Source organism: Cohnella sp. GCM10012308 (assembly GCF_042649185.1).
GTDB lineage: Bacteria > Bacillota > Bacilli > Paenibacillales > Paenibacillaceae > Cohnella.
In genome coordinates this window covers 14,724-37,332 of sequence record NZ_JBHRYU010000024.1, presented here as the reverse complement: position 1 = coordinate 37,332, position 22,609 = coordinate 14,724, and the positions used below count along the sequence as shown (strand labels likewise).

Below are 22,609 nucleotides of genomic sequence, written 5' to 3'. Positions count from 1 at the left end.
CCGTCGGCTCCCGCTTCTTCGGGTGGTTCGCGTAATCTGTCGTTACATCTTCATGACGCCGCCGCGGCTGGCGTTGGTTACCATCGCGGAGTAGCGGGCCAGGTAGCCGCGCTTGATCTTCGGCTCGAAGCCCGGCCAGTTCGCGCGGCGGCGGTCCAGCTCTTCGTCGCTGACTTCGAGGGTGATCGTACGGTTATTCATGTCGAGCTCGATCATGTCGCCGTCCTCGACGAACGCGATAGGACCGCCTTCCGCCGCTTCCGGCGAGATGTGGCCGATGGCGATGCCGCGGGAAGCGCCGGAGAACCGGCCGTCGGTGATCAGGCCGACCTTTGTGCCAAGACCCATGCCGACGATCTGCGACGTCGGCGCGAGCATCTCGGGCATGCCGGGACCGCCCTTCGGGCCTTCGTAGCGGATGACGACGACGTGGCCTTCCTTGACCTTGCCCTCTGCCAGCCCGCGCAGCACGTCGTCCTGCGAGTCGAAGCAGATTGCCGGACCGCGGTGATAGCCGCCCACAGACTTGTCCACGGCGCCGACCTTGATGATCGAGCCGCCCGGCGCCAGGTTGCCGAACATGACGGACAGGCCGCCTTCCTTCGTATGCGGATCGTCGATCGGACGGATCACGGAGTGATCCGTGATCTCGGCGCCTTCTACGTTTTCGCGGAGCGTCTTGGCGGACACCGTCATGACGTCGCCCTTCAGCGTGCCTTCCTTCTTGAACAGCTCGTTGATGATGGCGCTCACGCCGCCTGCGTTGTGCAGGTCCTCGATGTGGTGGTCGGAGGCCGGCGCCAGCTTGGACAAGTAAGGCGTACGCTTGGCCACTTCGTTGATGCGCTCGATCGGGTATTCGATGCCGGCTTCATGCGCCAGCGCGAGCGTGTGAAGGACGGTGTTGGTCGAGCCGCCCATCGCCATGTCCAGCGCGAACGCGTTGTCGATCGAGTCGAGCGTGACGATATCGCGCGGCTTGATGTCTTTCTTGATGAGCTCCATCAGCTGGGCTGCGGACTTTCTCACGAAATCGCGGCGTTCAGGCGCAACGGCCAGGATCGTGCCGTTGCCCGGCAGCGCGAGACCGAGCACTTCGGCCAGGCAGTTCATGGAATTGGCCGTGAACATGCCGGAGCAGGAGCCGCAGGTCGGACAGCCGAACTGCTCGAGCTCGGTCAGGCTCTGCTCGTCGATCTTGCCCGTCATATAGGCGCCTACGCCCTCGAAGACGGAGGTCAGGGAGATGGCGCGGCCGTCCTTGGTGCGGCCGGCCTTCATCGGTCCGCCGCTGACGAACAGCGTCGGGATGTTGACGCGCAGCGCGGCCATCATCATGCCCGGCGTGATCTTGTCGCAGTTCGGGATACAGACCATGCCGTCGAACCAGTGGGCGTTGACCATCGTCTCGACGGAGTCGGCGATGATCTCGCGGCTCGCCAGGGAATACCGCATGCCGATGTGACCCATCGCGATGCCGTCGTCGACGCCGATCGTATTGAACTCGAACGGAACGCCGCCCGCTTCGCGGATCGCTTCTTTGACGATTTTGCCGAATTCCTGCAAGTGAACGTGACCCGGAACGATGTCGAGGTAAGAGTTGCAGACGGCGATGAAGGGTTTGCCGAAATCTTCTTCCTTAACGCCCGCGGCGCGCAGCAAGCTGCGGTGGGGCGCGCGGTCGAAGCCTTTTTTGATCATATCGGAGCGCATTTTGGAAGCCATGGTGAGAATCCCCCGTTTCTTATGAATGCCGTGCTTAGGACCTGGGTAGGACAAGTGCGAATAGAAACAATTTTATCACATGATGGCGCCTAACGGCTACTGTGCCGCCAAGGCGATTGCAGGCAATCCCGGACGGAGCGCCGATGCGCGAACGCCCCCTGCCGGTCGGCAGAGGGGCGCATGTCGATTCAAGGCGTTAATTGTCCGGGTCGGAAGGCAGCAGCCCCGAGAGCGCCGCAAAGGGCAGGTTCTCGAAATGGCCCGTCTTGTAGACGACTTCGGATTCGGTCTGCGGCTCCTCGGCCGGCTTGTTGCGCCGGAAGGTCAGGCGATCGTGCAGCTTCACGAGCACCTGCGCCGTATTGAGCGCATCGTCGAGGGCGCGGTGATGGGAGCCGGAAAACGGGATCTCGAGCATCTCGAGCGCGGCCTTGAGCCCCATCTGCTGGTGCTTTTCCAGCTTAAACACTTTGGACAGCATTTTCTGCAGATTGTTGTGGTTGATCATCCAGTTCGTATCGATCTGCATCTGGCGGCATTCCTGGAGCAGCTGACGCAGGTCGTCGGGTCCCCAGGCGCACAAGTAATATTCGTCCGGACCGATCCAGGAGACGAAGGCGGCGAGCGCATCGGGAAGCCGGCTCGCGGCGTCGACATCGTCCTGGGTGATGCCGGTGAAGGCGGTCGTATCGGTAGAAAGGGTCGGCACGACGGTTGGCCTGACAAAGGCTTGAAACGTATCGAGAATGCCCGGAACGCCGTCGACAAGGCCGATCTTGGCCGCGCCGATCTCGATGATCTCGGCAATCTGTCCCTTTTTCCGGCGAACGGTCATCTCCAGGTCATATACAATGTAAGTCAAGGAATCACACCTCGGGCCGTTCGCGCGGCGCTGCGCCCCGCGGAACATCGCGTAATAATAGTCCGGCTTTACGTATTATAGTCCTCCGGCAATTATTTGTCATGGTGTTCACGGCAAAATGCCGGCAGCCGCCCCGCTGAAGGGGCGATCGCCGGCACGGGCCGTACGGAAAAGCGCATTAAAGCGTGGGCTTGAAAAACATAAGTAGGAAAAGAACGATTCCGAGGACGGTTGCCACATAATTGATCGCGTTGACCTTGGCGACGCCGGCTTGCAGCTCGGTCGAGGCTTGCCGGTCGACAGGGCTTGTGTCGGCTTGCGCCTTGGCCGCGACGTCGGCCGCCGCACGAGCCATAAAGGCGATAACGACGATCTGAATGAGTACGTAATCTGCGATGGCCGCGATAATCCACAGTTGATCCCAGCCGTAATCGCCGAGCCAGACGAGCAAGAGGCCGGACAGCACGGCGAGGGAGCCGAGAATTTTGGGGAACATTTCGAGCTTGGCGGACAGCCGCAGCGAGTCGCGGAGCTGACCGAGCGTCTGGCCCTTGCGCAGCAGGACATGGCCGAAATAGGTCGGACCGATGCCGACGATCGCGGAGATCACGTGCACGGCGACGAGCAGGCTAAGCCAATTTTCCTCCAGATAAGCGTATCCAGTTAAAGACATTTTTTATTCGTTCTCCTCTCGTATAAACGGGTTAATTCCATGCTAGCACGGTATTTTTAGGCGGGCTGTCACCACTTTTCATGACGGAAATGCATGACGAGTCATATTGAAAATGGCGAATTTTAGCCAGGTATGACGCGGCATGAAATCCTTTCCGTGCCGCATCGTGCGCGAAGGGTGATGTATAATGAACAAAAAGAATGACAAGAAGGTGTTTGCTTTTGAAATTTTTCCATACCGCGGATTGGCACCTGGGGAAATTGATCCAGAACGTATACATGACCGAAGATCAACGCTATATGCTTGAGCAGTTCATGCGCGATATCGAGACGGAGCGGCCCGACGCGGTCGTGATCGCCGGCGATCTGTACGATCGGGCGGTGCCCCCGACGGACGCCGTCGGCCTGCTGGACCGCACGCTGCAGCGCATCGTGCTCGAGCTCAAGACGCCGGTGATCGCCATCTCCGGCAATCACGACAGTCCGAGCCGGCTCAACTTCGGGAGCGGCCTTATGAAGGCGGCGGGGCTTCACATCGCCGGCGAATTCGATCCGTCGGCAAGCCCCGTCGTGCTGCACGACGCGCACGGGCCGGTGCATTTCCACCTCGTGCCGTTTGCCGACCCGGCCGCCGTGCGCCTCGCGCTGGGCGACGAGACGATTCGCTCCTACGACGGCGCAATGGCCGCGATCGCAGAGCGAATCCGCGGAGCGATGGATCAAGAAGCGCGGCATGTGCTGGTCGGACATGCGTTCGTGACGCCGCGCGGCGAAATGGAGCCCAATACGAGCGATTCCGAGCGGCCGCTCTCGATCGGCGGCACGGAGCACGTGAGCGCGGCGCATTTCCGGGGCTTCCACTATACGGCGCTCGGCCATTTGCACCAGGCTCACTTCGTCGGGTCGGAGACGGTCCGCTACGCAGGATCGCCGCTTAAGTACTCGATCTCCGAGGAGCGCCACCAGAAAGGCTACCTGATCGTGGAGCTGGACGGTCAAGGCAACGCCTCGGTCGAAAAGCGGCTGCTTGTCCCGCGGCGCGACATGCGTACGGTGAGGGGGTATATCGAAGAGATCGAGCGGCAGGCGCCGAGCGAGGATTACATATACGTCAGGCTGCTGGACGAGCAGCCGGTGCTGTCTCCGATGGAGCGCGTCAGGTCGGTCTACCCTAACGCAATGCACGTAGAACGCGAGCTTGCGATGCAGCAGGTTGCGGCCGCTGCCGAAGAAGGGACCGCGCCTGGAGGCAAAGCCGGCATGGACATGCTGACGCTGTTCCGCGCCTTCTATCTGGAGGCGAAGGGCGGGGAGGCATCGGAGGAGACGGAGCGCCTGTTCCTTGCCGCGCTGCGGGATATCGAAAACGAGGAGGATGAGCGTCATGATGCCGGTGCGGCTGACGATGACGGCGTTCGGGCCGTATAAGGACAAGGAAGTCATCGATTTCGCGGAGCTGTCGGGCAACCGCTTGTTCCTCGTGTCGGGCAATACGGGCGCGGGCAAGACGTCGATTTTCGACGCGATCTGCTTTGCGCTGTACGGCGAAGCGAGCGGCGAGGACCGCAGCGACGTCCGCATGCTGCGCAGCCAGTTCGCCTCGGACGACCTGTATACGTCCGTCGAGTTCGAGTTCGAGCTGAAGCGCCGTACATACCGCATCCTGCGGCAGCTGCCGCATGTGAAGACCGGCAACAAGAGCGCGACCGGCGAGAAGTACGAATTTGTCGAAACCACGGGCGGCGAGGAGACGATGATGGTCGATCGACATGCCGTCCGGCAGATCAACGAACGGATGCAGATGCTGCTCGGACTGACCAAGGACCAGTTCGGCCAGATCGTCATGCTCCCCCAGGGCGAATTCCGCAAGCTGCTCACTTCGGATACGGAGAATAAGGAAGAGATTATGCGGCGGATTTTTCGCACGCATCTGTTCAAGTTCGTCGCCGAGTATTTGAACGAAAAACGAAAAGCCTCGCAGTCCGAATGGGAGCTCGCGAGGCGCGACCTTGACATGCATGCGGCGAACCTGAAGCTATCGCTTGCGCAGAGGGAAGACACGGCGCTCGCGCGCGTATTCGGCCAGGAACACTTCAACGTGCATCAGGTGCTCGAGGCGCTGGACGAGGAGATGGCTTATTACGAAGGCGAGAAGACCGCCAGGCAAGCCCGGCTTGACGAGGAGAGCCGTCTGCACAAATCGCTCGTCGAACGTTATCATGCGGCGGCGCGCGTGAACGAGCTTTACGGCGAGCTGGATCGCAAGGCGGCAGAACGTCAGGCGCTCGAAGCCCGCATTCCTGAGGTGGAAGAGAAAAAGAGAAGGCTCGCCCTGGCGGAAAAGACGCTGCCGCTCGAGGTCCGGGAGCGGCTGTGCGAGAGCGCGCAGGCGCAAGCGAAGGCGGCGGAGGGACTTCGGCAGTCGGCCGCGGACGCATCCGCTCGCGCGGCGGCCGAGCTAGGCGCGGCGCAGGAGCGCCATGCGCAGGAGGAGGGGCGCGCCGGGCAGCGCGACGCGCTCGTGCGCGAGCTCGAGCGGCTTGCGCGCGACCTGCCGGCGGTCCGCGAGCTGGAGGAACGCCGCGCGGCGCTCGGCAGGCTGGAGCGCGAAGCCGCGGCGGCGCTGCGGGAGCAGCAGGCGGCGGAAGCAGCGGCCGCAGCCCGGCAGGAGGCGCGCAAGGCGCTGGCCGAGCGTGCGCGGCAGAGCGAGGAAGCGGTGCGGGAGCTGCCGGCGCTCGCCGAGCGCTTCGAGCGGATGCTGCAGGAGGCGACGCTGCTGCGCGAGTATGTGCTGCTCGTGCGCTCGGCCGCGGCGCAGGCGGAGGAAGAAGCGGGGCTTCGCCTTGCGCACGAGGAAGCGGCGAAGCGCTATCTGGCGCTGGAAGCGAGTTGGCTCGAAGGCCAGGCCGGGCAGCTGGCTGCGCATCTGCACGACGGCAAGCCGTGTCCGGTATGCGGCAGCGAGGCGCATCCCCGTCCGGCCGAGCCGCCGGCCGATATGCCGACGCGCGAGGCGCTCGATCGCCAGCGTACGGAAAAGGCGGAGCGCGAGACCCTGTACCTGGCGGCGAAGACGAAGCGGGAGCACACGGACGCGCAGTTGCGGGACAAAGCGGGAGAGATTAAGCGAAGCGGGCGCGACCCCGGTCAGGCGGAGACGGCATACGCGGAGCTCGTCGAGAACGGCAAGCGGATGCGCGTTCGGGTGGACGGACTCAAGGCGGAGCAGGCCGCGCTGGACGAGCTGCGGCGCAAGCTGGCGGAGGAAGAGGACGCGCTCGAAGCCGCGGCCGCGGACAAGGAGCGCCGGTCGGCCGTGTCGCAGGAGCGGCGTACGGCCTATGCCGCGGCGCAGGCAGTTTACGACCGGACGCTGGCCGGTCTTCCCGAGGGGCAGCGGACGCTTGAGGCGCTGCAGCGGCTGCTCCGCGAGGCGGAGCAGGCCAAGGAGCGTCTGGACGCGGCCTGGCGTCTCGCGCAAGAGCAGCTGCGGCAAGCGGGCGAACGCCACGCGGCTGCGAAGGCGCACTTGGACGGCGCGGAGCGCCAATTGATCGAAGCGAGGGCGCGGCTGGCGGAGGCGCAGGGCGACTTCGCCGCGGAGCTGGCGCGGGCGGGCTTCGCCTCGGAGGCGGATTACCGGGCGGCCAAGCTGCCGGAGCTGGACATCGCGGACATGAAGGCGGAGATCGAGCGATTCATGGCCGGACTCGCGGCGGTCGTGCGGCAGATTGAAGAGCTGGGCATCCAGCTTCAAGGCAAGGAACGCGCCGATCTGGCCGCGCTCGCGGAGGAAGCGGAGCGGATGGAGCGGCAGGCGGAGGCGACGCGCCTCTCGCTGCGCGAGGCGCAGGCGTATCTGGATAAAGGCGCCGAAGGGCGCGCGAATTTGCTGGAAGCCGAAGGCAAGTGGCGGAACTCGGAGCGCGATTTCCAGCTCGTCAAGGATCTGTACGATGTCGTGCGCGGCGACAACCGGCACAAGATTTCGTTCGAGCGCTACCTGCTCGTCGAGTTTCTCGACCGCATTCTCTCGGCGGCCAACCTGCGGCTGCGGACGATATCCGGCGGCCAGTTCTATCTCGTGCGCAGCGACCGCCGGGAAAAGCACGGCAAGCAAAGCGGGCTCGGGCTTGACGTCTTCGACAACTACACGGGCCAGCTTCGCGATGTGAAGACGCTCTCCGGCGGCGAGAAGTTTAACGCTTCGCTTTGCCTCGCGCTCGGCATGGCGGACGTGATCCAGGCCTACGAGGGCGGCGTATCGCTCGAGACGATGTTCATCGACGAAGGCTTCGGCTCGCTTGACGAAGAATCCCTGAGCAAGGCGGTCGACACGCTCGTCCAGCTCCAGCAGACAGGGCGGATGATCGGCATCATTTCGCACGTGCAGGAGCTCAAGCAGGCGATTCCGGCCGTGCTCGAGGTGAAAAAATCGGCCGACGGCTGCAGCTATACGAAGTTCCGCATCAGTTAAGCCGAATTCGGCCGCATGCATGGATCTTTTGTCTATACCGGTACCTCCCGTCATATACATGGTACAAAAAGACGAGAGGCGTGGGGCGTTTGGACAAGGCTGCGGTCAAGCGGTTTTACGATCTGAAAAGCAAACAAAAGGAAATCGAAAAAGAGCTGTCGGAGCTCCGCGGGCAAATCTTGACGTTTTGCGAGGCGGAGGGGCTGTCCGAGACCGAGCTCGGGGGCTACAGCGTGAAGATCGTGCAGCAGGAGCGAAGGGAATACGACGACGAGAAAATAAAGGCGGCGCTCCCCGACGACGAGCTGTGGCGGCTCATTTCCCGCGCGGACCCGTCGAAGCTTGCAGGGCTCGTAAAGTTGAAGGTCCTGAAGGAAGAGCAGCTTTTCGGAACGTATGCATTAAAGAAAATCGCCCTGGTCCACGTGGAGCGGGAGTAGCGAACGCGCCGCATAGCTGGCCGTATGCGCGCAAAAGCGGGCTGTCCCTGAAGCAAATGGGAGCAGCCCGCTTTTTGCGCGCTATTTTTTAGCCTTGTAAAACTCGTGGTACAGCTTCATAAGCGCCCGCTTTTCAATTCGCGATACGTAGCTTCTGCTGATGCCGAGCTCCCGCGCGATCTCGCGCTGGGTGCGTTCGTCCCCGCCTTTGCCGTCCAGGCCGAACCGGCCACGGATGACCTCCTGCTCCCGCTCGTCGAGAATATCGAGATTTTGATAGATTTTGCTCTTCTCGATTTTAAGCTGCACCTTCTCGACGACGTCGTCGGGCTCGCTGCCCAAAATGTCCTGCAAAGTAATCTCGTTGCCTTCTTTGTCGGTTCCGATCGGATCGTGGAGAGAAACGTCCTTGCGCGTTTTCTTCAGCGACCTGAGATGCATGAGGATTTCGTTTTCTATACAACGTGCCGCGAAAGTAGCGAGCTTGGTTCCCTTGCCGACTTGGAAGCTCTCGATGGCCTTGATGAGGCCGATCGTGCCGATCGAGATCAGATCTTCGAGATCCTCGCCGGTATTGTCGAACTTTTTGACGATATGCGCGACCAGCCGCAGATTGTGCTCGATCAGCAGGTTGCGCGCTCTGGCGTCGCCCTCCGCCATGAGGCCTAAGTATTTGCTTTCCTCCTGCTCGGACAGGGGCTGGGGAAACGCGTTGTTTTTGACATAAGAGACGAGCAAGGAGAGCTGCTTGATGAAGAGCGCTATCGAGGTAAAGAATCCGGGCACGTGACGGCCTCCTCCGGTTGTAAGTTCAGGTTGACGAGCGACCATTAACCATTGTATGTGGGCCGGCGCCCATCCGTGCCTGTCAGGAGCAAAAAGGACGGCTGCTTCGACCGTTTCCAAGCGGCGTTCCCCACCTATTCCCATCCATAACCTTCATCCCCTCGGCAAATAATGATTGGGACTACAGTCCGAACCGGAAAGGGGATGGCAGCCATGGCAACCAAAGAGGCCGGAAGAGGCCCAGCTTCATACAAGCCGTTGTCCATGTCGCCCAAGGAATATCAGCAATTCGCGAAAAGCCGGCAGCCTTCGCGGCCCGTATTCGCCAATTGCGTCCGCGCGTTTTTGGTCGGAGGCTTCATCTGCTTCATCGGCGAAGGCGTGCAGCATTTTTTTATGGCCGCATTCGACATGACGAGCAGACAGGCGGGCAATCCGACAGTGGCCGTCATGATTCTGATCTCGGTCATTCTGACTTGCTTGGGCGTATACGATAAGATCGCGCAATGGGCGGGCGCCGGGACGGCGGTTCCCGTTACCGGCTTCGCCAATTCGATGTGCTCGGCGGCGATCGAGCATCGAAGCGAGGGACTCGTGCTCGGCGTCGGCGCCAATATGTTCAAGCTGGCGGGCTCCGTCATCGTCTTCGGGACCGTTGCCGCCTTTTTCGTGGGGATCGTCTATTGGATCCTGGGGGTGAGTCACTGATGCTTCAGGGCAGGCGAACGTGGATCTTCGACAAGCCGCCGGTCATATTGGGCACAGGAACCGTCGTCGGCCCCGACGAAGGCGAAGGTCCGCTGGCGGCGGACTTCGACCTCGTGCATCCCGACATGACGATCCAGCAGCCGAGCTGGGAAAAGGCAGAGCGGCTCATGCTCGAGCAAGCCTCGGATATCGCGCTCTCCAAGGCAGCGATCTCGAAGGACAAGATCAACTTCTATATCGGCGGCGATCTGATCAATCAGATCATCAGCAGCACGTTCGCCGCCCGCACGCTCGGCGCGCCTTATTTGGGCGTCTTCGGCGCCTGCTCGACCTCGATGGAGTCGCTGGGGCTGGCCGCGCTGCTGGTATCGACAGGAGCGGCCAGATACGCAATGGCGGGTACGAGCAGCCATAACTGCACGGCCGAAAAGCAGTTCCGCTACCCGACCGAATACGGCTCGCAGAAACCGCCGACCGCGCAATACACGGTGACCGGCGCGGGCGCCGCCGTCGTCGCGGCGGAAGGCGACGGGCCGCGGATCACTTCGGTTACGATCGGGCGGATTATGGACCTCGGGCTCAAGGATCCGTTCGACATGGGTTCGGCGATGGCGCCGGCCGCCGTGGATACGATCCAGGCGCATCTGCAGGAGACCGGCCGCGAGCCGGGCTACTACGATTTGATCGTCACGGGCGATCTGGCGTCCTTCGGCCATCCGATCGCCGCCGACCTGCTTAAGCGGCATGGCGTACCGATCGCGGAGACGCAGTTTAACGACTGCGGCCTGCTCGTTTACGACCTTGCCAAGCAGACGGTCCAGGCCGGGGGCAGCGGCTGCGCGTGCTCCGCGACCGTCACGTACGGGCATTTGCTTAAGCTGCTCGCGAAGGGAGAGCTGAGCCGGCTGCTCGTCGTTGCGACCGGGGCGCTGCTCTCCCCGCTGTCCTTTCAACAAGGGGAGAGCATTCCTTGCATCGCGCACGCCGTATCCATCGAACGTTAACACGATCCTGAGGAGGACAAATCATGCAATACTTGTGGGCATTTCTGGTCGGCGGAGCGATCTGCATCGTCGGCCAGCTGCTGTTCGACGTCGCCAAGCTGACGCCCGCCCATACGATGGCGACGCTCGTCGTCGCCGGAGCGGCGCTGGACGGACTCGGCCTGTACGATCCGCTCGTGGATTTCGCGGGAGCGGGGGCGACCGTCCCTATTACCAGTTTTGGCAACGCGCTCGTCCACGGCGCGCTGAGCGAGCTGCAGGAGGTCGGTTGGATCGGGATCATAACCGGCATCTTCCAGATTACGAGCGCCGGCATTTCGGCGGCGATCATATTCTCGTTTTTGGCCGCGCTGGCAGTGAAGCCAAAAGGCTGAGCCCCGGTTTAACTAAATCCTGTTTAAGTAAATTTTAGGAAGACATGAGCGGTGCGAAGCCGTGGAGCCGCGCCTGCTTGCAGAAGCTGCGCGATTCGCTTGCGGGCGCGGTTTGCCGCGTTCTGCACGGTTTGCGGGTCGCCGTACCTATTTCCAACTGCCGGTTCGCCTAGCGCGAATTGGCTTTTTTTCTATGATTATTTGGAGATTTGCAAAATTGTAGTCCCGAATCCCCATCAAGTATAATAGTAGAGTAGCGTCCGACTACCGTCCGACTACCGCCAGATCCCATTAGGAGGGACCTCAATGGAACAACAGACCGCCATGCAATTATTAGATTCGATCAGACGCAATATGGAATCTTGTATATACGGAAAAAAAGACGAAATCGCCTGGCTGCTGACCGCCCTGGTCGCGGGGGGGCACGTGCTGATCGAAGACGTGCCGGGGACCGGCAAGACGCAGCTGGTCAAGGCGCTCGCGCGATCGATCGGCGGTACGTTCCATCGGATCCAGTGCAATCCCGATCTCCTGCCTACCGACATCACCGGCGTATCCATTTATCATCCGAAGCAAGAGCAATTCGTGTTCAGGCCGGGCCCGGTCATGTCCAATTTGCTGCTCGCCGACGAGATCAACCGGGCGACGACCAAGACGCAGTCCGCGCTGCTCGAGGCGATGGAGGAGCGCCACGTGTCCGTCGACGGGGTTACATACCCGTTGCCGCAGCCGTTTATTTTATTTGCCACGCAGAACCCGATCGAGTTCGAGGGCACCTATAACCTGCCGGAGGCGCAGCTCGACCGCTTTCTGATGAAGATCTCGCTCGGCTACCCGGACGAGGAGTCGGAGAAAAGGCTGGTGCTCGAGCCGGGCACGTCTCGCGCCGCGGACCTGCTCGAATCCGTCGCCATGGCGGAGGACATCATTAGCATCCAGCGCCTGGCGGCCGGCTGCCATCTGGACGGCGGCGTGGCCGACTATCTGGTGCAGCTGATCCGTTCGACGCGCAAGCATCCTTCGGTGCTGCTCGGCGCCAGCCCGCGCGCTTCGGTCGCGCTCGCTGCCTGCGCGAAGGCGTATGCCTTCCTTCAACACCGCAATTTCGTCATACCTGACGATATCAAGATATCCGCGCCGTTCGTTCTCGCGCACCGTCTCCACCTTCGGTCCGAAGCCCGCATGCAGGGCGCTACGGCCGGAGGCGTCCTGCAGGAAGTTCTCAAGCAGCTGCCGGTGCCGGTGGCGCTGGAGCGTTGAGCATGAAGCGCCTGCCTCAGGTCCGCTTCGGCTGGTTCTGCGGAATCTTGTATTTGGTAGCCTTATCGTTTGTCGTTTTCCAGGGCGGCAAAACTTCGTTGATGCTGTTCGTGATCATGAACGGGCTGGGTCTTTACCTGCTCCTGGGACGGTGGAGCGGCATCGGCGGCATTCAGGGCAAGCGTGAGCTAGGCGCCGTTGCCGGCCAGGACGGCCTGTACGCGGCGGGTTCGCGGCTCAAGGTTCGGCTGCGGCTGCATGTCCCGGGCTTCTGGCCGCTGCCTTACGTGATCGTCCGCGAGCGGCTGGTGCGCTTAAGCGGATCGGATCTTCAGGAGTACGAGTTGTCCTTCGTGCCCGACTACAAGCGGCGAGGACAGGTCGAGTACGAATCCGCGCCGCTTCGGCGCGGACGCTATCAATTTCTGGAGACCAAGTGCTCGACCCGGGATATTTTCGGTTTGTTCGAGCATCACGGCGCATTCCGCGAAGAGCTGTATATCAAAGTGCTGCCGCGCACGATCGAGCTGCAGGAGTGGCGTCATCTGAGAAAGGCGCGCACCGGTCAGATCGAGCAGCGCGCCAGCTCTCTCTGGGCGCGGGAGACGACGCAGATCGACGGCGTCAGGGATTACATCCACGGCGACCGGATGTCGCGCATCCACTGGAATGCGACCGCACGCACGGGGCAGTGGAAGTCCAAGGAGTACGAGCGCGAAGCGCTGCCCCGCTTCGTCATCGTGCTGGACCGGCGGGCGGGCGCTTACCGAAGCGCGGACGCCTTCGAGCTGGCCGTGTCGACGGCTTCCTCGCTGCTGAATCTTGCGCTCCGAAGGGGAATGCCGGTCGGCTTCGTGTCCGCCGGCAAGGAAACCGCGTGGTTCGGCGCCGGCAAGATTCCGGTGAATCGGGATCTGCTTACGGAGCATCTCATCGACGTCGAGGCCGACGGGGAAGAGGCGCTTGACCGCGTGCTCCGCAAGACGGCGGAGAAGTTCGAAGCCGGGGCGAGCTACGTGCTCGTCAGTCCGTCGATGGAGGACGAGACGCTGTTCGCGCTCGAAGGCTTGTCGGCCAGACGGGCCGGTCCGAGCCATATCCATATCGCAGAGCGGACGCCGCAAGCCGAGCCGTCCGAACGTCTGCAGCAGTGGTCGCGGACGTTCCGCGGCAGGCAATGGGAGCTCTGCTCGATTACGCGCCTGGAGGAACTTCCGAAGGCATTGGAGGCGGGCACCGCTTGAATACGATGATTGCAAGCGCAGGACGCCGGACGGAGAGCGGTTATTTCCGCAGGCTCGTGCTGGAACGGCTCCACCGGCTTTTCGTAATCGTGATCGTGCTGCAGCTGATACAGGTATTTAAAGAGTATTGGTGGCCGGAAACGTATGCGGTCGTCTACGCTTCCGTAGCGGCGGCGGCGGCGATCGAGCTTCTGGTCAGCCGCGCGTTCGCGCTCAGGATCATTTTACAGCTGGCCGCCGTGCTGACGGCGGTCCTGATTTTTACGCCCTACGTATGGACCGGCTGGCCGGACGGGTTAAAAGGATGGGAGGCGCTCCGCGAGTTCGCGATCGTGAACGGCAAGCCGCTTCATCCGTTTTTCGAGATCGCCGCGGGCGTCGTACTGATCATTCATTATATGGCGTATTTGGGCACGAACAAGATCAGGGCCATCGGCTTTATTCTGATGTCGATCGCTACCCTCGCCATCATCGATTCTTTTTTTCCGCTCGAGCTTTGGACGAACATCGCGTGGGCCGTAGTCGCCGGGCTCGGATGGCTCGTCGTTCTTCATCTCAGGCAGCTTAGAGAACGGCATTTCGAGAGCTGGAGCGCGTTGGCCGAGCGCCCGTTCGAGCTTGCCGTGCCCGCCGTCATCGTCATCGGACTGCTCATGCTGGCAGGCATCGCGGTGCCGCGCGCTCCCGTGCTGCTGGAGGATCCGTACACGCTTTGGCTTCATGCCCAGAATAAAGAAGTGCCGGCCTTTTCCGGCGAAGGCGGCTATATCGGCGGCGGCGCCGACAGCAGCGGCACGGGTTCCGGGACTTCTTCCAAGTCGGGTTACGGACGGAGCGACGCCAAGATCGGCGGCGGCTTCGAATTCGATTATTCGCCCGTCATGACGGTGGACACGAGCCAGCGGGCCTACTGGCGCGGAGAGACGAAGGCGGTATACACCGGACAAGGATGGACGGACCGCAAGGGCATGGAAACGACGTCCGCGGCTCCCGGCGAAGCCGAGCTGCCGGCGGACAAACCTACGCTGGGCGGCATCGAGACGAAAAAGGTTACGCAGACGTTCCACATTTTGCGCAAAGACCGCCTTCCCGTCCTGTTCGGCGCGGGAGCGATCGGCGGCCTGTCCGAATGGCAGGGCGTAAACAACAATGCGAGGCTGACCTGGAACAAGGAAGAGCAGGAGCTCAAGTTCCAGCGCTCCGCCACGGTAGAATCCTATACGGTCGTATCCGACATGATCGTTATCGACGAAGATAAGCTGCGGACGACCCGGTCGAAGGAAGCCGAAGCGCCTTTCGATCTGGCGCCATACGAGCAGCTGCCGGAGATTCCGAGCCGGGTCTCGGAACTGGCCGTCTCGATAACCGCGGAGGCGAACAACGATTACGACGCGGCGAAGGCGCTGGAAACTTACCTGAGAACGAATTATTTGTACACGAATACGCCGGACGTTAGCCTTCAGAAAAGCAAAGATATCGTCGACGCCTTCCTGTTCGAGATCAAGGAAGGGTACTGCGATTATTATTCCACCGCATTTGTCGTGCTGGCCCGGTCGCTGGGATTGCCGACGCGTTGGGTCAAAGGCTACGCAACGGGCACCAACCAGATGGACGAGGACGGGATCCGCAGCGGGCTTGGGTATATCGCGGATCCGAACGGCGCCGGCACGTATACCGTTCGCAATGCGGACGCGCATTCCTGGGCGGAAGTATACTTTGAAGGCGTTGGCTGGGTTCCGTTCGAGCCGACGTCGGGCTTTACCGTTCCGCAGCCGATCGCCCAAACCGCGCCGGTCGCAACGCCGGATCCGACGGTCGACGCAGACGACGCCGCTTCCGAAGAGACGGAGACGGCAGCGCAAGACGACGGCTGGTCCGCCACGACTTGGACGATTGCGGGCGGCTCGCTGCTCGTCGTCGGCATCGCCGCGCTGCTCGTCCGCCGGCGCGCCTGGACGGCGACGGTATGGCGCCGCGTCCGTTACCGCGGCGCGACGCCGAATCAGCGGATCGTGCGCGAGATGGAGCGCTTGATCGCCTTCCTCGGCAGGCGCGGTCTGAGGCGCAGCCAGCATGATACGCTGCGCGAATCGTTCGCCGCCTGGAGCGGACGCTTCTCTTCCTTGCAGCCCGAATTCGAAGGCGTGCTGCGCAAGTTCGAATCCGCCCGTTACGGCGGCCAAGCCGCAGGAGAAGGCGATCTGGAGCAGTTCACCGCCATGGCCGACAAGATCCGCAAATCCTTATAACGTATAAGAGGGAGTGCCGATCGCGGCGCTCCTTCTTCTATTTCCGCGCAATACGCCGCTCGTCGGCGCCGCGCCAGCTTTCCCTTTTGCAAGGCCGGGGCGGGTGTGGTATATTTTGAACAATCCGATAAAGACTGGAGCATTGCGGCATGTTTGAACGATTGCTGCCCGATCAACTCGTGGGCACCGTCTTCGATATAGATCTTGCGTCGCTCTCTAGCATGGGCGTACGCGGCATTATTACCGATCTGGACAACACGCTCGTAAGCGCGCGTACGCCGCTTGCGACGCCCGAACTGATCGCTTGGCTGGACAAGGTCAAGTCGCTTGGGTTCCAGGTCGTCATTTTATCGAACAACAACTTGATGCGCGTGGCGAAGTTCTCCGAGCCGCTCGGCATTCCGTTCATTCCGGCGGCGCGCAAGCCATTCAACAAGGCGTTCAAGCAAGCGCTGAACCTCCTTGGTCTCAAGGCCGAACAGGCCGTCGTCGTCGGCGACCAGATGATGACCGACGTGCTCGGCGGACGCCGGATGGGTCTGCATACGATCCTGGTGACGCCGATTGCGAGAACGGAAGAAGGCTGGGGGACGAGGATGAACCGCCGCATCGAGAAGATCGCGCTGTCAAGGCTGACCAAGCAGGGCTTGTGGCCGGATAAGGGGGACAAGTAGCATTGCCGACAATTGAAGATAACTGGAGTACGAAAAGATGCGCGGGCTGCGGCGTGACGCTGCAGATCCAAGACGCGTCGAGGCCGGGGTTCGTGCCCGAGGCCGCCCGCGAGCGCGAGCCGATCATTTGCCAGCGCTGCTTCCGAATCAAACATTACAATGACGCCTCGTCGGTCGCCATCGATCAGGACGATTTTTTGCGTTTGCTCGGCGGTATCGGCAGCACGAACAGTCTCGTCGTGCACATCGTCGACCTGTTCGACTTCGAAGGCTCGATGATCTCGGGTTTGCAGCGCTTCGTAGGCAACAACCCCGTGCTGCTGGTCGTGAACAAGATCGATCTGCTGCCTAAGGTGACCAACTGGAACCGCCTTCGCAATTGGGTGCAAAAGCAAGCCAAAGCCGGCGGACTTCGCGTAGTCGACGTGGTCCTGTGCAGCGCGCGCCGCAACATCGGCTTCGACCGGGTCGTCGAGGCGATCGGGCAGCTGCGGGGCGACCGCGACGTCTATGTCGTGGGCGCGACCAACGTCGGCAAAAGCACGCTCGTCAATCGGCTCATCGCCGATTACAGCGATCTGGGCAGGGAACTGACGGTGTCCCGCTATCCGGGGACGACGCTGGACGCGATCAGCATCCCCTTGGATGACGGCCGCAACATCATCGACATGCCGGGCATCGTATACAAGTCGCGCTTGTCGGAGATCGTTCCGCGCGAGACGCTGCACGCGCTGCTCCCGGACAAGCCGCTCAAGCCGCTGACCTACCAATTCTACGAAAAACAGACGCTCTTTTTCGGCGGGCTGGCCCGCTTCGACTTCACTGCAGGCGAGCGCCAGTCGTTCACCGCGTACCTGTCGTCCGGCATTCCCGTGCACCGTACCAAGCAGGAGCGGGCCGACGAGCTTTACGACAACCACCGCGGCGATATGCTGGCTCCGCCTACGCGCGAAGAACTGGCCGACATGCCGCCGCTCGTAAGGCATAATTTGCGTGTTCCGCCCGGCGGACCGAAGGATATATTCATATCCGGACTCGGCTGGATCAAGGCAAACGGCTCCACCGGCGCCGTCGTGGACGTTTATGCGCCCAAGGGCGTCAAGGTATTGCTCAGGGATTGCATCTTGTGAGTCGGGAGGAAGCCGCGGGCATGGACAGTCATACGATACTATACGGCGTGATCGGGGATCCGATCCGCCATTCCAGATCGCCGATCATGCTGGGCAGGGCGTTTAGAGAGAGCGGCGTGAACGGGGCTTACGGCGCGTTTCACGTCGCGCCCGAGCGGCTGGGCGACGCGATCAGAGGCGTTCGCGCGCTCGGCTTCCGCGGCCTGAACGTGACCATTCCGCACAAGATCGAAGTCATGGCCTACCTGGACGAGATCGACGAGAGCGCCAGGGCGATCGGCGCGGTCAACACGATCGTGAGCGAGGATGGCAAGCTCACCGGCTACAACACGGACGGGATCGGCTACGTCCGGTCGCTCAAGGAAGAAGCGGAGCCGGATCTGTCCGGCAAGCGCATCCTTGTGCTGGGCGCCGGGGGCGCGGCCCGGGGGATCGTCTGGGCGCTGCTGCGGGAATCGCCCGCGGAGGTGCTCATCGCGAACCGGACCGATGCGCGGGCGGAGGAGCTTGCAGCGGCGTTCGAATCCGGCGGCCGCTTGAAGTCCGTGCACTGGCATTCGCTGAGCGAAGCGTGCGGAGCGGCGGACATCGTCATCAATACGACGTCCGTCGGCATGTCCCCCCATACGGAGGCGGTTCCCGCCGATCCGTCCTGGCTCCGTCCGGGTGCGGTCGCGAGCGATCTCATCTACAATCCGCTTACGACGGCTTTTTTGCACGGCGCACAGCGGCGAGGCTGCCGTATTCACGGCGGTCTCGGCATGTTCGTTTATCAAGGCGCCTATGCGTTCGAATATTGGACGGGGCGGCCTGCGCCGGCTGCGGCGATGCGCGAAGCGGTGCTGGCTTCCTTTTCCGAAGCGGCGAAAGTTTGAACATTTATCTATCAGAGAGCAGGGAATACGCATGCTGACCGGCAAACAAAAACGTTTTTTGCGTTCCGAGGCCCATCACCTGACCCCGATCTTCCAGGTCGGCAAGGGCGGCACGAACGACCACCTGATCCGCCACATTGAAGAAGCGCTCGAAGTGCGCGAGTTGATCAAGGTGTCGATCCTGAACAACAACGACGATGACCGTTACGAGGTGGCGAAGGAGCTGTCCGAACGCTCGGGCGCCGAGCTCGTGCAGGTCATCGGCAAGACGATCGTGCTGTACAAGGAATCCCGCGACAACAAGCAGATTCAGCTTCCTTAAAGGAGGTACGCGCATGAGACGGATCGGGCTGATGGGCGGCACCTTCGATCCCGTGCATATCGGCCATTTGATTGCAGCCGAAGCGGCGCGCGAGGCTGCGGACTTGACCGAGGTCTGGTTCATACCGACCTCCGTGCCTGTCCACAAGCCTCAGCCCGGCGCTTCCGGCGAGCAGCGCCGGGCACTCGTGGAGGCTGCGATCTCGGAGCATCCGTCGTTCCGCGTGGAAGCCGCCGAGCTCGACCGGCAGGGCGCCTCTTACACGATCGACACCGTGCTGGAGCTGCGGGCACGATATCCGGACGTTTCGTTCTACTGGATCGTCGGATCCGATATGCGGGACGACCTGCCGCGTTGGAGACGGATCGAAGAGCTGGCAAGCCTTGTCGTTTTTATCGCGCTGGATCGTCCGGCAACGGGCGCAGATGCAGGCCATGCAGGAGCCGAATCCGAGCTGCCGCCGTATCTGCGGGACCGGATCGTGCGAGGGGAGATGCCGGGAATCGGCATTTCGTCCACCGATATCCGACGGCGCTGCGCCGAAGGCCGTACGATCCGGTACATGGTGCCAGAGCGCGTTAGAGCGGAGATCGAAAGGAAGGGATTGTATGGATCGCGAACTGCTGATTGAGGCCGTCAAGCGCCAGATGCCCGAAAAGCGGTACAGGCACGTCGCAGGCGTCGTGGATACGGCGTTCGTGCTGGCCCAGCGATTCGGCGGCGATCCGGACAAAGCTTGGCTCGCCGCGCTGCTGCACGATTATGCCAAGGCTTGGCCGACGGACCGCATGGAGCGGATCATCCGCGAGCACGGCCTGCCGCCCGAGCTGTTGACCTACGACAAGGAGCTATGGCATGCGCATGTCGGCGCTTGGGCGGTGCGCGATGAACTGGGCATCGAGGATGAAGAAGTGCTGGATGCGGTACGCTATCATACATCGGGCCGGGAAAACATGACTTTACTGGATCGCATCGTCTGCCTCGCGGATTACATGGAGCCCAGCCGCGCATTCCCGGGCGTGGACCGAATCCGGGAGCTGGCTGAGACGAACCTGAACGAGGCGCTGGTCGCGGGCTTCGACTCGACGATCATTCATTTATTGGATAAAGGCAAAACGATTTTCCCGCTGACCGTATTGGCGCGCAACGACCTGGTAAAGGAAATTCGCGCGGCGGGCACAACGATCGAATTTTAAGGGAGGCTGACCTATGGCAGGATCAGAACAGTTAATGAGAAACGTCGTGGACGCGGCAGACGACAAAAAAGCGAACGACATCGTAGCGCTTAATTTGCAGCATATCTCGCTGGTGGCAGACTACTTCGTCATTTGCCACGGCAATTCGGATACGCAAGTCCAATCGATCTCGACCGAGATCAAGAAGCGCGCGGAGGAAGCCGGCGCCCGCGTACGGATGGAAGGCATGGATACGGCAAGATGGGTGCTTATCGACATGGGCGACGTCGTCGCGCATGTATTCCATCGGGACGAGCGCGAATATTACTCGCTTGAGCGCCTGTGGTCCGACGCGAAGGCGGTTGAATTCGCATGACGCTGATCGCCGGCACGACGGCCAGTCTGCTTGTGCGGCGCGAGGTGTCTCCTTACGGCTGGTTTCTGGCTGAAGACGAGTCGGACGCTACGCCCGAAGTGCTGCTCCCTTACGGCGAAGCAACGAGTAATCGTCCATCGGTCGGCGATTCGGCGGAAGTCTTTATTTTCCATGACGACAAAGGCCGCCTGACGGCGACGACTCGCCGGCCGCTGCTGCAGCTCGGGCAGATGGGCCGGCTCGAGATGGCCGACTTCCATCCGCGGTTCGGCTGCTTCCTGGAGCTCGGCATCGGGCGTCAGCTGCTGCTGCCGATCAAGGAGTTGCCGGACAACCGCGATCGCTGGCCGCAGCCGGGCGACGAGCTTCATGTGATCATGAAGCACGACAAGGAAGGGCGCATGCTGGCCCGGTTAGCCAAGATCGAGGATTATGAGCGCGTCGTATTCCGTGCGCCGTCCTCCTGGCATCACGAGCAGCGGGAATGCTGGGTGACCGATATATACAAGGACGGCGTGTTCATGCTGGCGCATGGCGGCGTGCTTGGTTACGGGGCGCTCGGCTACCTGCCGAACGCGTCCATGATCCATCCGCTGCGGCTTGGCGAGAAGACGACCGCTCGGGTGACGCAGGTAAGGGACGACGGCAGAGTGACGTTGTCCATGCGTCCTGCCAAAGAAGTCGGACGCCTGGAGGATTCGGACCGTATTCTGGCCTTCTTGCAGGCAAGGCCGGGCGGCGCGATGCCATATTCGGATTCGACGCCTGCGGACGTCATCCTGAAGCGGTTCGGGCTCAGCAAATCCGCCTTCAAGCGCGCGCTCGGCAAGCTCATGAAGGACAGGCTTGTGGTGCAGGACGGCAACTGGACGCGTCTTGCGGCTGCTGAAGGTGGCACGCAGGATGCGGGAGCTTCGCAAAATGCGGGCGCCGATACGAAGCCTGAGTGAATGGAGCGCGGTTTGGCTCGACGCGAAGGTCAATAACGCTTAAGGCGCCGCTAGCAGGCTCCGGGCGAGCGAATAATGAAAGGCTCCGGATCCCGGCTTGATTGACGGGCGGGGCCGACGACGAGGAGACATCCATGCGCAGCTATCGTGAGTTCGCCTCGGTCTACGACCGGCTAATGGAGGACATGCCGTACCCGGAATGGCTAAGCTTCGCCAGAGAATGCTGGGAGAAGTACGGCATGCCCAAGACGGTCGTCGATTTGGGCTGCGGGACGGGCAATATTGCCATACCGCTTGCCAAATCCGGATTTCGCATATTCGGCATCGACTTGTCGGCGGACATGCTGTCCGTCGCCCGCGCCAAGTGGGAGTCCGTGCCGCAGCGGGGCATCGGCCGCGCTTCGGGCGGCGAGGAAGGCAACATCCGCTGGCTGCAGCAGGACATGCGCGATTGGGAGATTCCCGAGCCCGTCGACTGCGTGCTGTCGTTTTGCGACAGCTTGAACTACTTGACGGAGCCGGAAGACGTGTTCTCCTCGTTCAAGCATTCGTATGCCGGCCTTAGGCCCGGAGGGTTGTTCATCTTCGACGTGCATGCGCCGCCGCAGCTCGCCCGCTACGGCGAGGAGCAGCCGTTCGTGCTGGACGACAAGGACATCGCTTATCTGTGGACGTGCGATTACGATCCCGATCGTCGGGAAGTGGAGCATGAACTTACTTTCTTCGTGCGCGAGGAAGGCGGGCCAGGCGCAGGTTTGTACCGGCGATTCGAAGAGGGGCACGTACAGCGCGCCTACGAACCGGATTGGCTGGCCGGGCAGTTGGCAGAGGCGGGCTTCGAGCTGCTTCATCGCAGCGCGGACTTTTCCTGGAACGCGCCGACGGCGGCCAGCGAGCGATTGTTTTTTGTCGCGCGGCGGCCGGCGTAGACTTCAACGATGCAAGGGACCGTCAGGCGGAGCTGCCTGGCGGTTTTTTGTAGACCAAACATTATATATGGGCGGCCATTTGCGGAAAGTTAAGCGCGATTTCAGCGTACTGGCGCTTTATGGATTAGGGCCAAATAACTGCATTTGTAATATTTGCAGGCATTGCGGAAAAGGAACACTATGGGCGAAGACATACGGGCCTGTCAGGACGGCAGTAGAACGAGCCATCGATAGGCGTTCCAGCTTCGAGTATCCGCCAAACATAAAGGACCATCAGGGTGATTTATCCCTGTTGGTTTTTTTATCGTACGTGGCTTGATGAGTGAAAGAAATGCGCGATTGCCTGCCGAAGTGAAGGCGATGTGTCAGTAGGCGGG

23 protein-coding genes are annotated in these 22,609 nt (G+C 61.7%); 19 read left to right on the top strand and 4 right to left on the bottom strand.

Going from position 1 to position 22,609, the window contains the following annotated elements; translation table 11 throughout:
- Positions 1-42 precede the first annotated feature (42 nt).
- The 3 genes from ilvD to ACFOTD_RS22610 form a co-directional block, all read right to left on the bottom strand.
- Positions 43-1,713, bottom strand: coding sequence for a dihydroxy-acid dehydratase (ilvD, locus tag ACFOTD_RS22620; RefSeq protein ID WP_090115441.1), 1,671 nt, complete (start codon positions 1,711-1,713; stop codon positions 43-45).
- 208 nt (positions 1,714-1,921) lie between these two features.
- Positions 1,922-2,587 (bottom strand): 3'-5' exonuclease, encoded by a 666-nt coding sequence (locus tag ACFOTD_RS22615; protein ID WP_378122203.1) that lies wholly within the window; start codon positions 2,585-2,587, stop codon positions 1,922-1,924.
- 178 nt (positions 2,588-2,765) lie between these two features.
- Positions 2,766-3,260 carry a DUF2269 family protein gene (locus ACFOTD_RS22610; protein ID WP_378122202.1) on the bottom strand — a complete coding sequence of 165 codons (495 nt, stop codon included), beginning with the start codon at positions 3,258-3,260 and terminating at the stop codon, positions 2,766-2,768.
- 221 nt (positions 3,261-3,481) lie between these two features.
- On the opposite strand from ACFOTD_RS22610, the gene ACFOTD_RS22605 reads away from it, so the two are divergent.
- From ACFOTD_RS22605 to ACFOTD_RS22595, 3 genes are all read left to right on the top strand, one after another.
- Positions 3,482-4,687 (top strand): exonuclease SbcCD subunit D, encoded by a 1,206-nt coding sequence (locus ACFOTD_RS22605; RefSeq protein WP_378122201.1) that lies wholly within the window; start codon positions 3,482-3,484, stop codon positions 4,685-4,687.
- Positions 4,644-7,736 (top strand): AAA family ATPase, encoded by a 3,093-nt coding sequence (locus tag ACFOTD_RS22600; RefSeq protein WP_378122200.1) that lies wholly within the window; start codon positions 4,644-4,646, stop codon positions 7,734-7,736. Before ACFOTD_RS22605 ends, ACFOTD_RS22600 begins: the two co-directional genes overlap by 44 nt.
- Before the next feature lie 89 nt (positions 7,737-7,825).
- Positions 7,826-8,176, top strand: coding sequence for a hypothetical protein (locus ACFOTD_RS22595; protein WP_378122199.1), 351 nt, complete (start codon positions 7,826-7,828; stop codon positions 8,174-8,176).
- Positions 8,177-8,257: 81 nt separating this feature from the next.
- On the opposite strand, the gene sigK is transcribed toward ACFOTD_RS22595, so the two are convergent.
- A complete protein-coding gene (gene sigK / locus ACFOTD_RS22590) occupies positions 8,258-8,962 on the bottom strand; it encodes an RNA polymerase sporulation sigma factor SigK (RefSeq protein WP_090114873.1) in 705 nt (234 codons plus the stop codon).
- A gap of 213 nt (positions 8,963-9,175) precedes the next feature.
- Here sigK and spoVAC point away from each other — a divergent pair, with 213 nt between their 5' ends.
- The 16 genes from spoVAC (at position 9,176) to ACFOTD_RS22510 (ending at position 22,232) form a co-directional block, all read left to right on the top strand.
- Positions 9,176-9,670 carry a stage V sporulation protein AC gene (gene spoVAC / locus ACFOTD_RS22585; RefSeq protein ID WP_090114875.1) on the top strand — a complete coding sequence of 165 codons (495 nt, stop codon included), beginning with the start codon at positions 9,176-9,178 and terminating at the stop codon, positions 9,668-9,670.
- Positions 9,670-10,674, top strand: coding sequence for a stage V sporulation protein AD (gene spoVAD, locus ACFOTD_RS22580; RefSeq protein ID WP_378122198.1), 1,005 nt, complete (start codon positions 9,670-9,672; stop codon positions 10,672-10,674). The genes spoVAC and spoVAD overlap by 1 nt, the downstream gene beginning before the upstream one ends.
- A gap of 23 nt (positions 10,675-10,697) precedes the next feature.
- Complete coding sequence (gene spoVAE, locus ACFOTD_RS22575; RefSeq protein ID WP_378122197.1) at positions 10,698-11,048, top strand: stage V sporulation protein AE; 351 nt, start codon at positions 10,698-10,700, stop codon at positions 11,046-11,048.
- A 44-nt stretch (positions 11,049-11,092) separates the two neighbouring features.
- A complete protein-coding gene (locus tag ACFOTD_RS22570) occupies positions 11,093-11,221 on the top strand; it encodes a hypothetical protein (protein ID WP_378122196.1) in 129 nt (42 codons plus the stop codon).
- A gap of 133 nt (positions 11,222-11,354) precedes the next feature.
- A complete protein-coding gene (locus tag ACFOTD_RS22565) occupies positions 11,355-12,308 on the top strand; it encodes an AAA family ATPase (protein WP_378122195.1) in 954 nt (317 codons plus the stop codon).
- A 2-nt stretch (positions 12,309-12,310) separates the two neighbouring features.
- The gene (locus tag ACFOTD_RS22560) at positions 12,311-13,552 is read left to right on the top strand and encodes a DUF58 domain-containing protein (RefSeq protein ID WP_378122194.1); all 1,242 of its coding nucleotides are present in this window, start codon (positions 12,311-12,313) and stop codon (positions 13,550-13,552) included.
- A gap of 5 nt (positions 13,553-13,557) precedes the next feature.
- Positions 13,558-15,801: a DUF4129 domain-containing transglutaminase family protein gene (locus ACFOTD_RS22555; protein WP_378122287.1), complete on the top strand. Its 2,244-nt coding sequence runs from the start codon at positions 13,558-13,560 to the stop codon at positions 15,799-15,801.
- A 149-nt stretch (positions 15,802-15,950) separates the two neighbouring features.
- The gene (locus ACFOTD_RS22550) at positions 15,951-16,475 is read left to right on the top strand and encodes a YqeG family HAD IIIA-type phosphatase (protein WP_378122193.1); all 525 of its coding nucleotides are present in this window, start codon (positions 15,951-15,953) and stop codon (positions 16,473-16,475) included.
- Positions 16,476-16,486: 11 nt separating this feature from the next.
- Positions 16,487-17,605 carry a ribosome biogenesis GTPase YqeH gene (gene yqeH, locus ACFOTD_RS22545; RefSeq protein WP_378122286.1) on the top strand — a complete coding sequence of 373 codons (1,119 nt, stop codon included), beginning with the start codon at positions 16,487-16,489 and terminating at the stop codon, positions 17,603-17,605.
- 20 nt (positions 17,606-17,625) lie between these two features.
- Complete coding sequence (gene aroE / locus ACFOTD_RS22540) at positions 17,626-18,480, top strand: shikimate dehydrogenase (protein ID WP_378122192.1); 855 nt, start codon at positions 17,626-17,628, stop codon at positions 18,478-18,480.
- 31 nt (positions 18,481-18,511) lie between these two features.
- Positions 18,512-18,802, top strand: a complete 291-nt coding sequence (yhbY, locus tag ACFOTD_RS22535; protein WP_090114891.1) for a ribosome assembly RNA-binding protein YhbY — start codon at positions 18,512-18,514, stop codon at positions 18,800-18,802.
- A 13-nt stretch (positions 18,803-18,815) separates the two neighbouring features.
- Positions 18,816-19,433: a nicotinate-nucleotide adenylyltransferase gene (gene nadD, locus ACFOTD_RS22530; RefSeq protein ID WP_378122191.1), complete on the top strand. Its 618-nt coding sequence runs from the start codon at positions 18,816-18,818 to the stop codon at positions 19,431-19,433.
- Positions 19,411-19,998 carry a bis(5'-nucleosyl)-tetraphosphatase (symmetrical) YqeK gene (yqeK, locus tag ACFOTD_RS22525; RefSeq protein WP_378122190.1) on the top strand — a complete coding sequence of 196 codons (588 nt, stop codon included), beginning with the start codon at positions 19,411-19,413 and terminating at the stop codon, positions 19,996-19,998. Before nadD ends, yqeK begins: the two co-directional genes overlap by 23 nt.
- A gap of 13 nt (positions 19,999-20,011) precedes the next feature.
- Positions 20,012-20,353, top strand: a complete 342-nt coding sequence (gene rsfS, locus ACFOTD_RS22520; protein ID WP_378122189.1) for a ribosome silencing factor — start codon at positions 20,012-20,014, stop codon at positions 20,351-20,353.
- A complete protein-coding gene (locus ACFOTD_RS22515; RefSeq protein ID WP_378122188.1) occupies positions 20,350-21,303 on the top strand; it encodes a CvfB family protein in 954 nt (317 codons plus the stop codon). Before rsfS ends, ACFOTD_RS22515 begins: the two co-directional genes overlap by 4 nt.
- A gap of 134 nt (positions 21,304-21,437) precedes the next feature.
- Positions 21,438-22,232 carry a class I SAM-dependent DNA methyltransferase gene (locus tag ACFOTD_RS22510; protein ID WP_378122187.1) on the top strand — a complete coding sequence of 265 codons (795 nt, stop codon included), beginning with the start codon at positions 21,438-21,440 and terminating at the stop codon, positions 22,230-22,232.
- Positions 22,233-22,609: the final 377 nt, after the last annotated feature.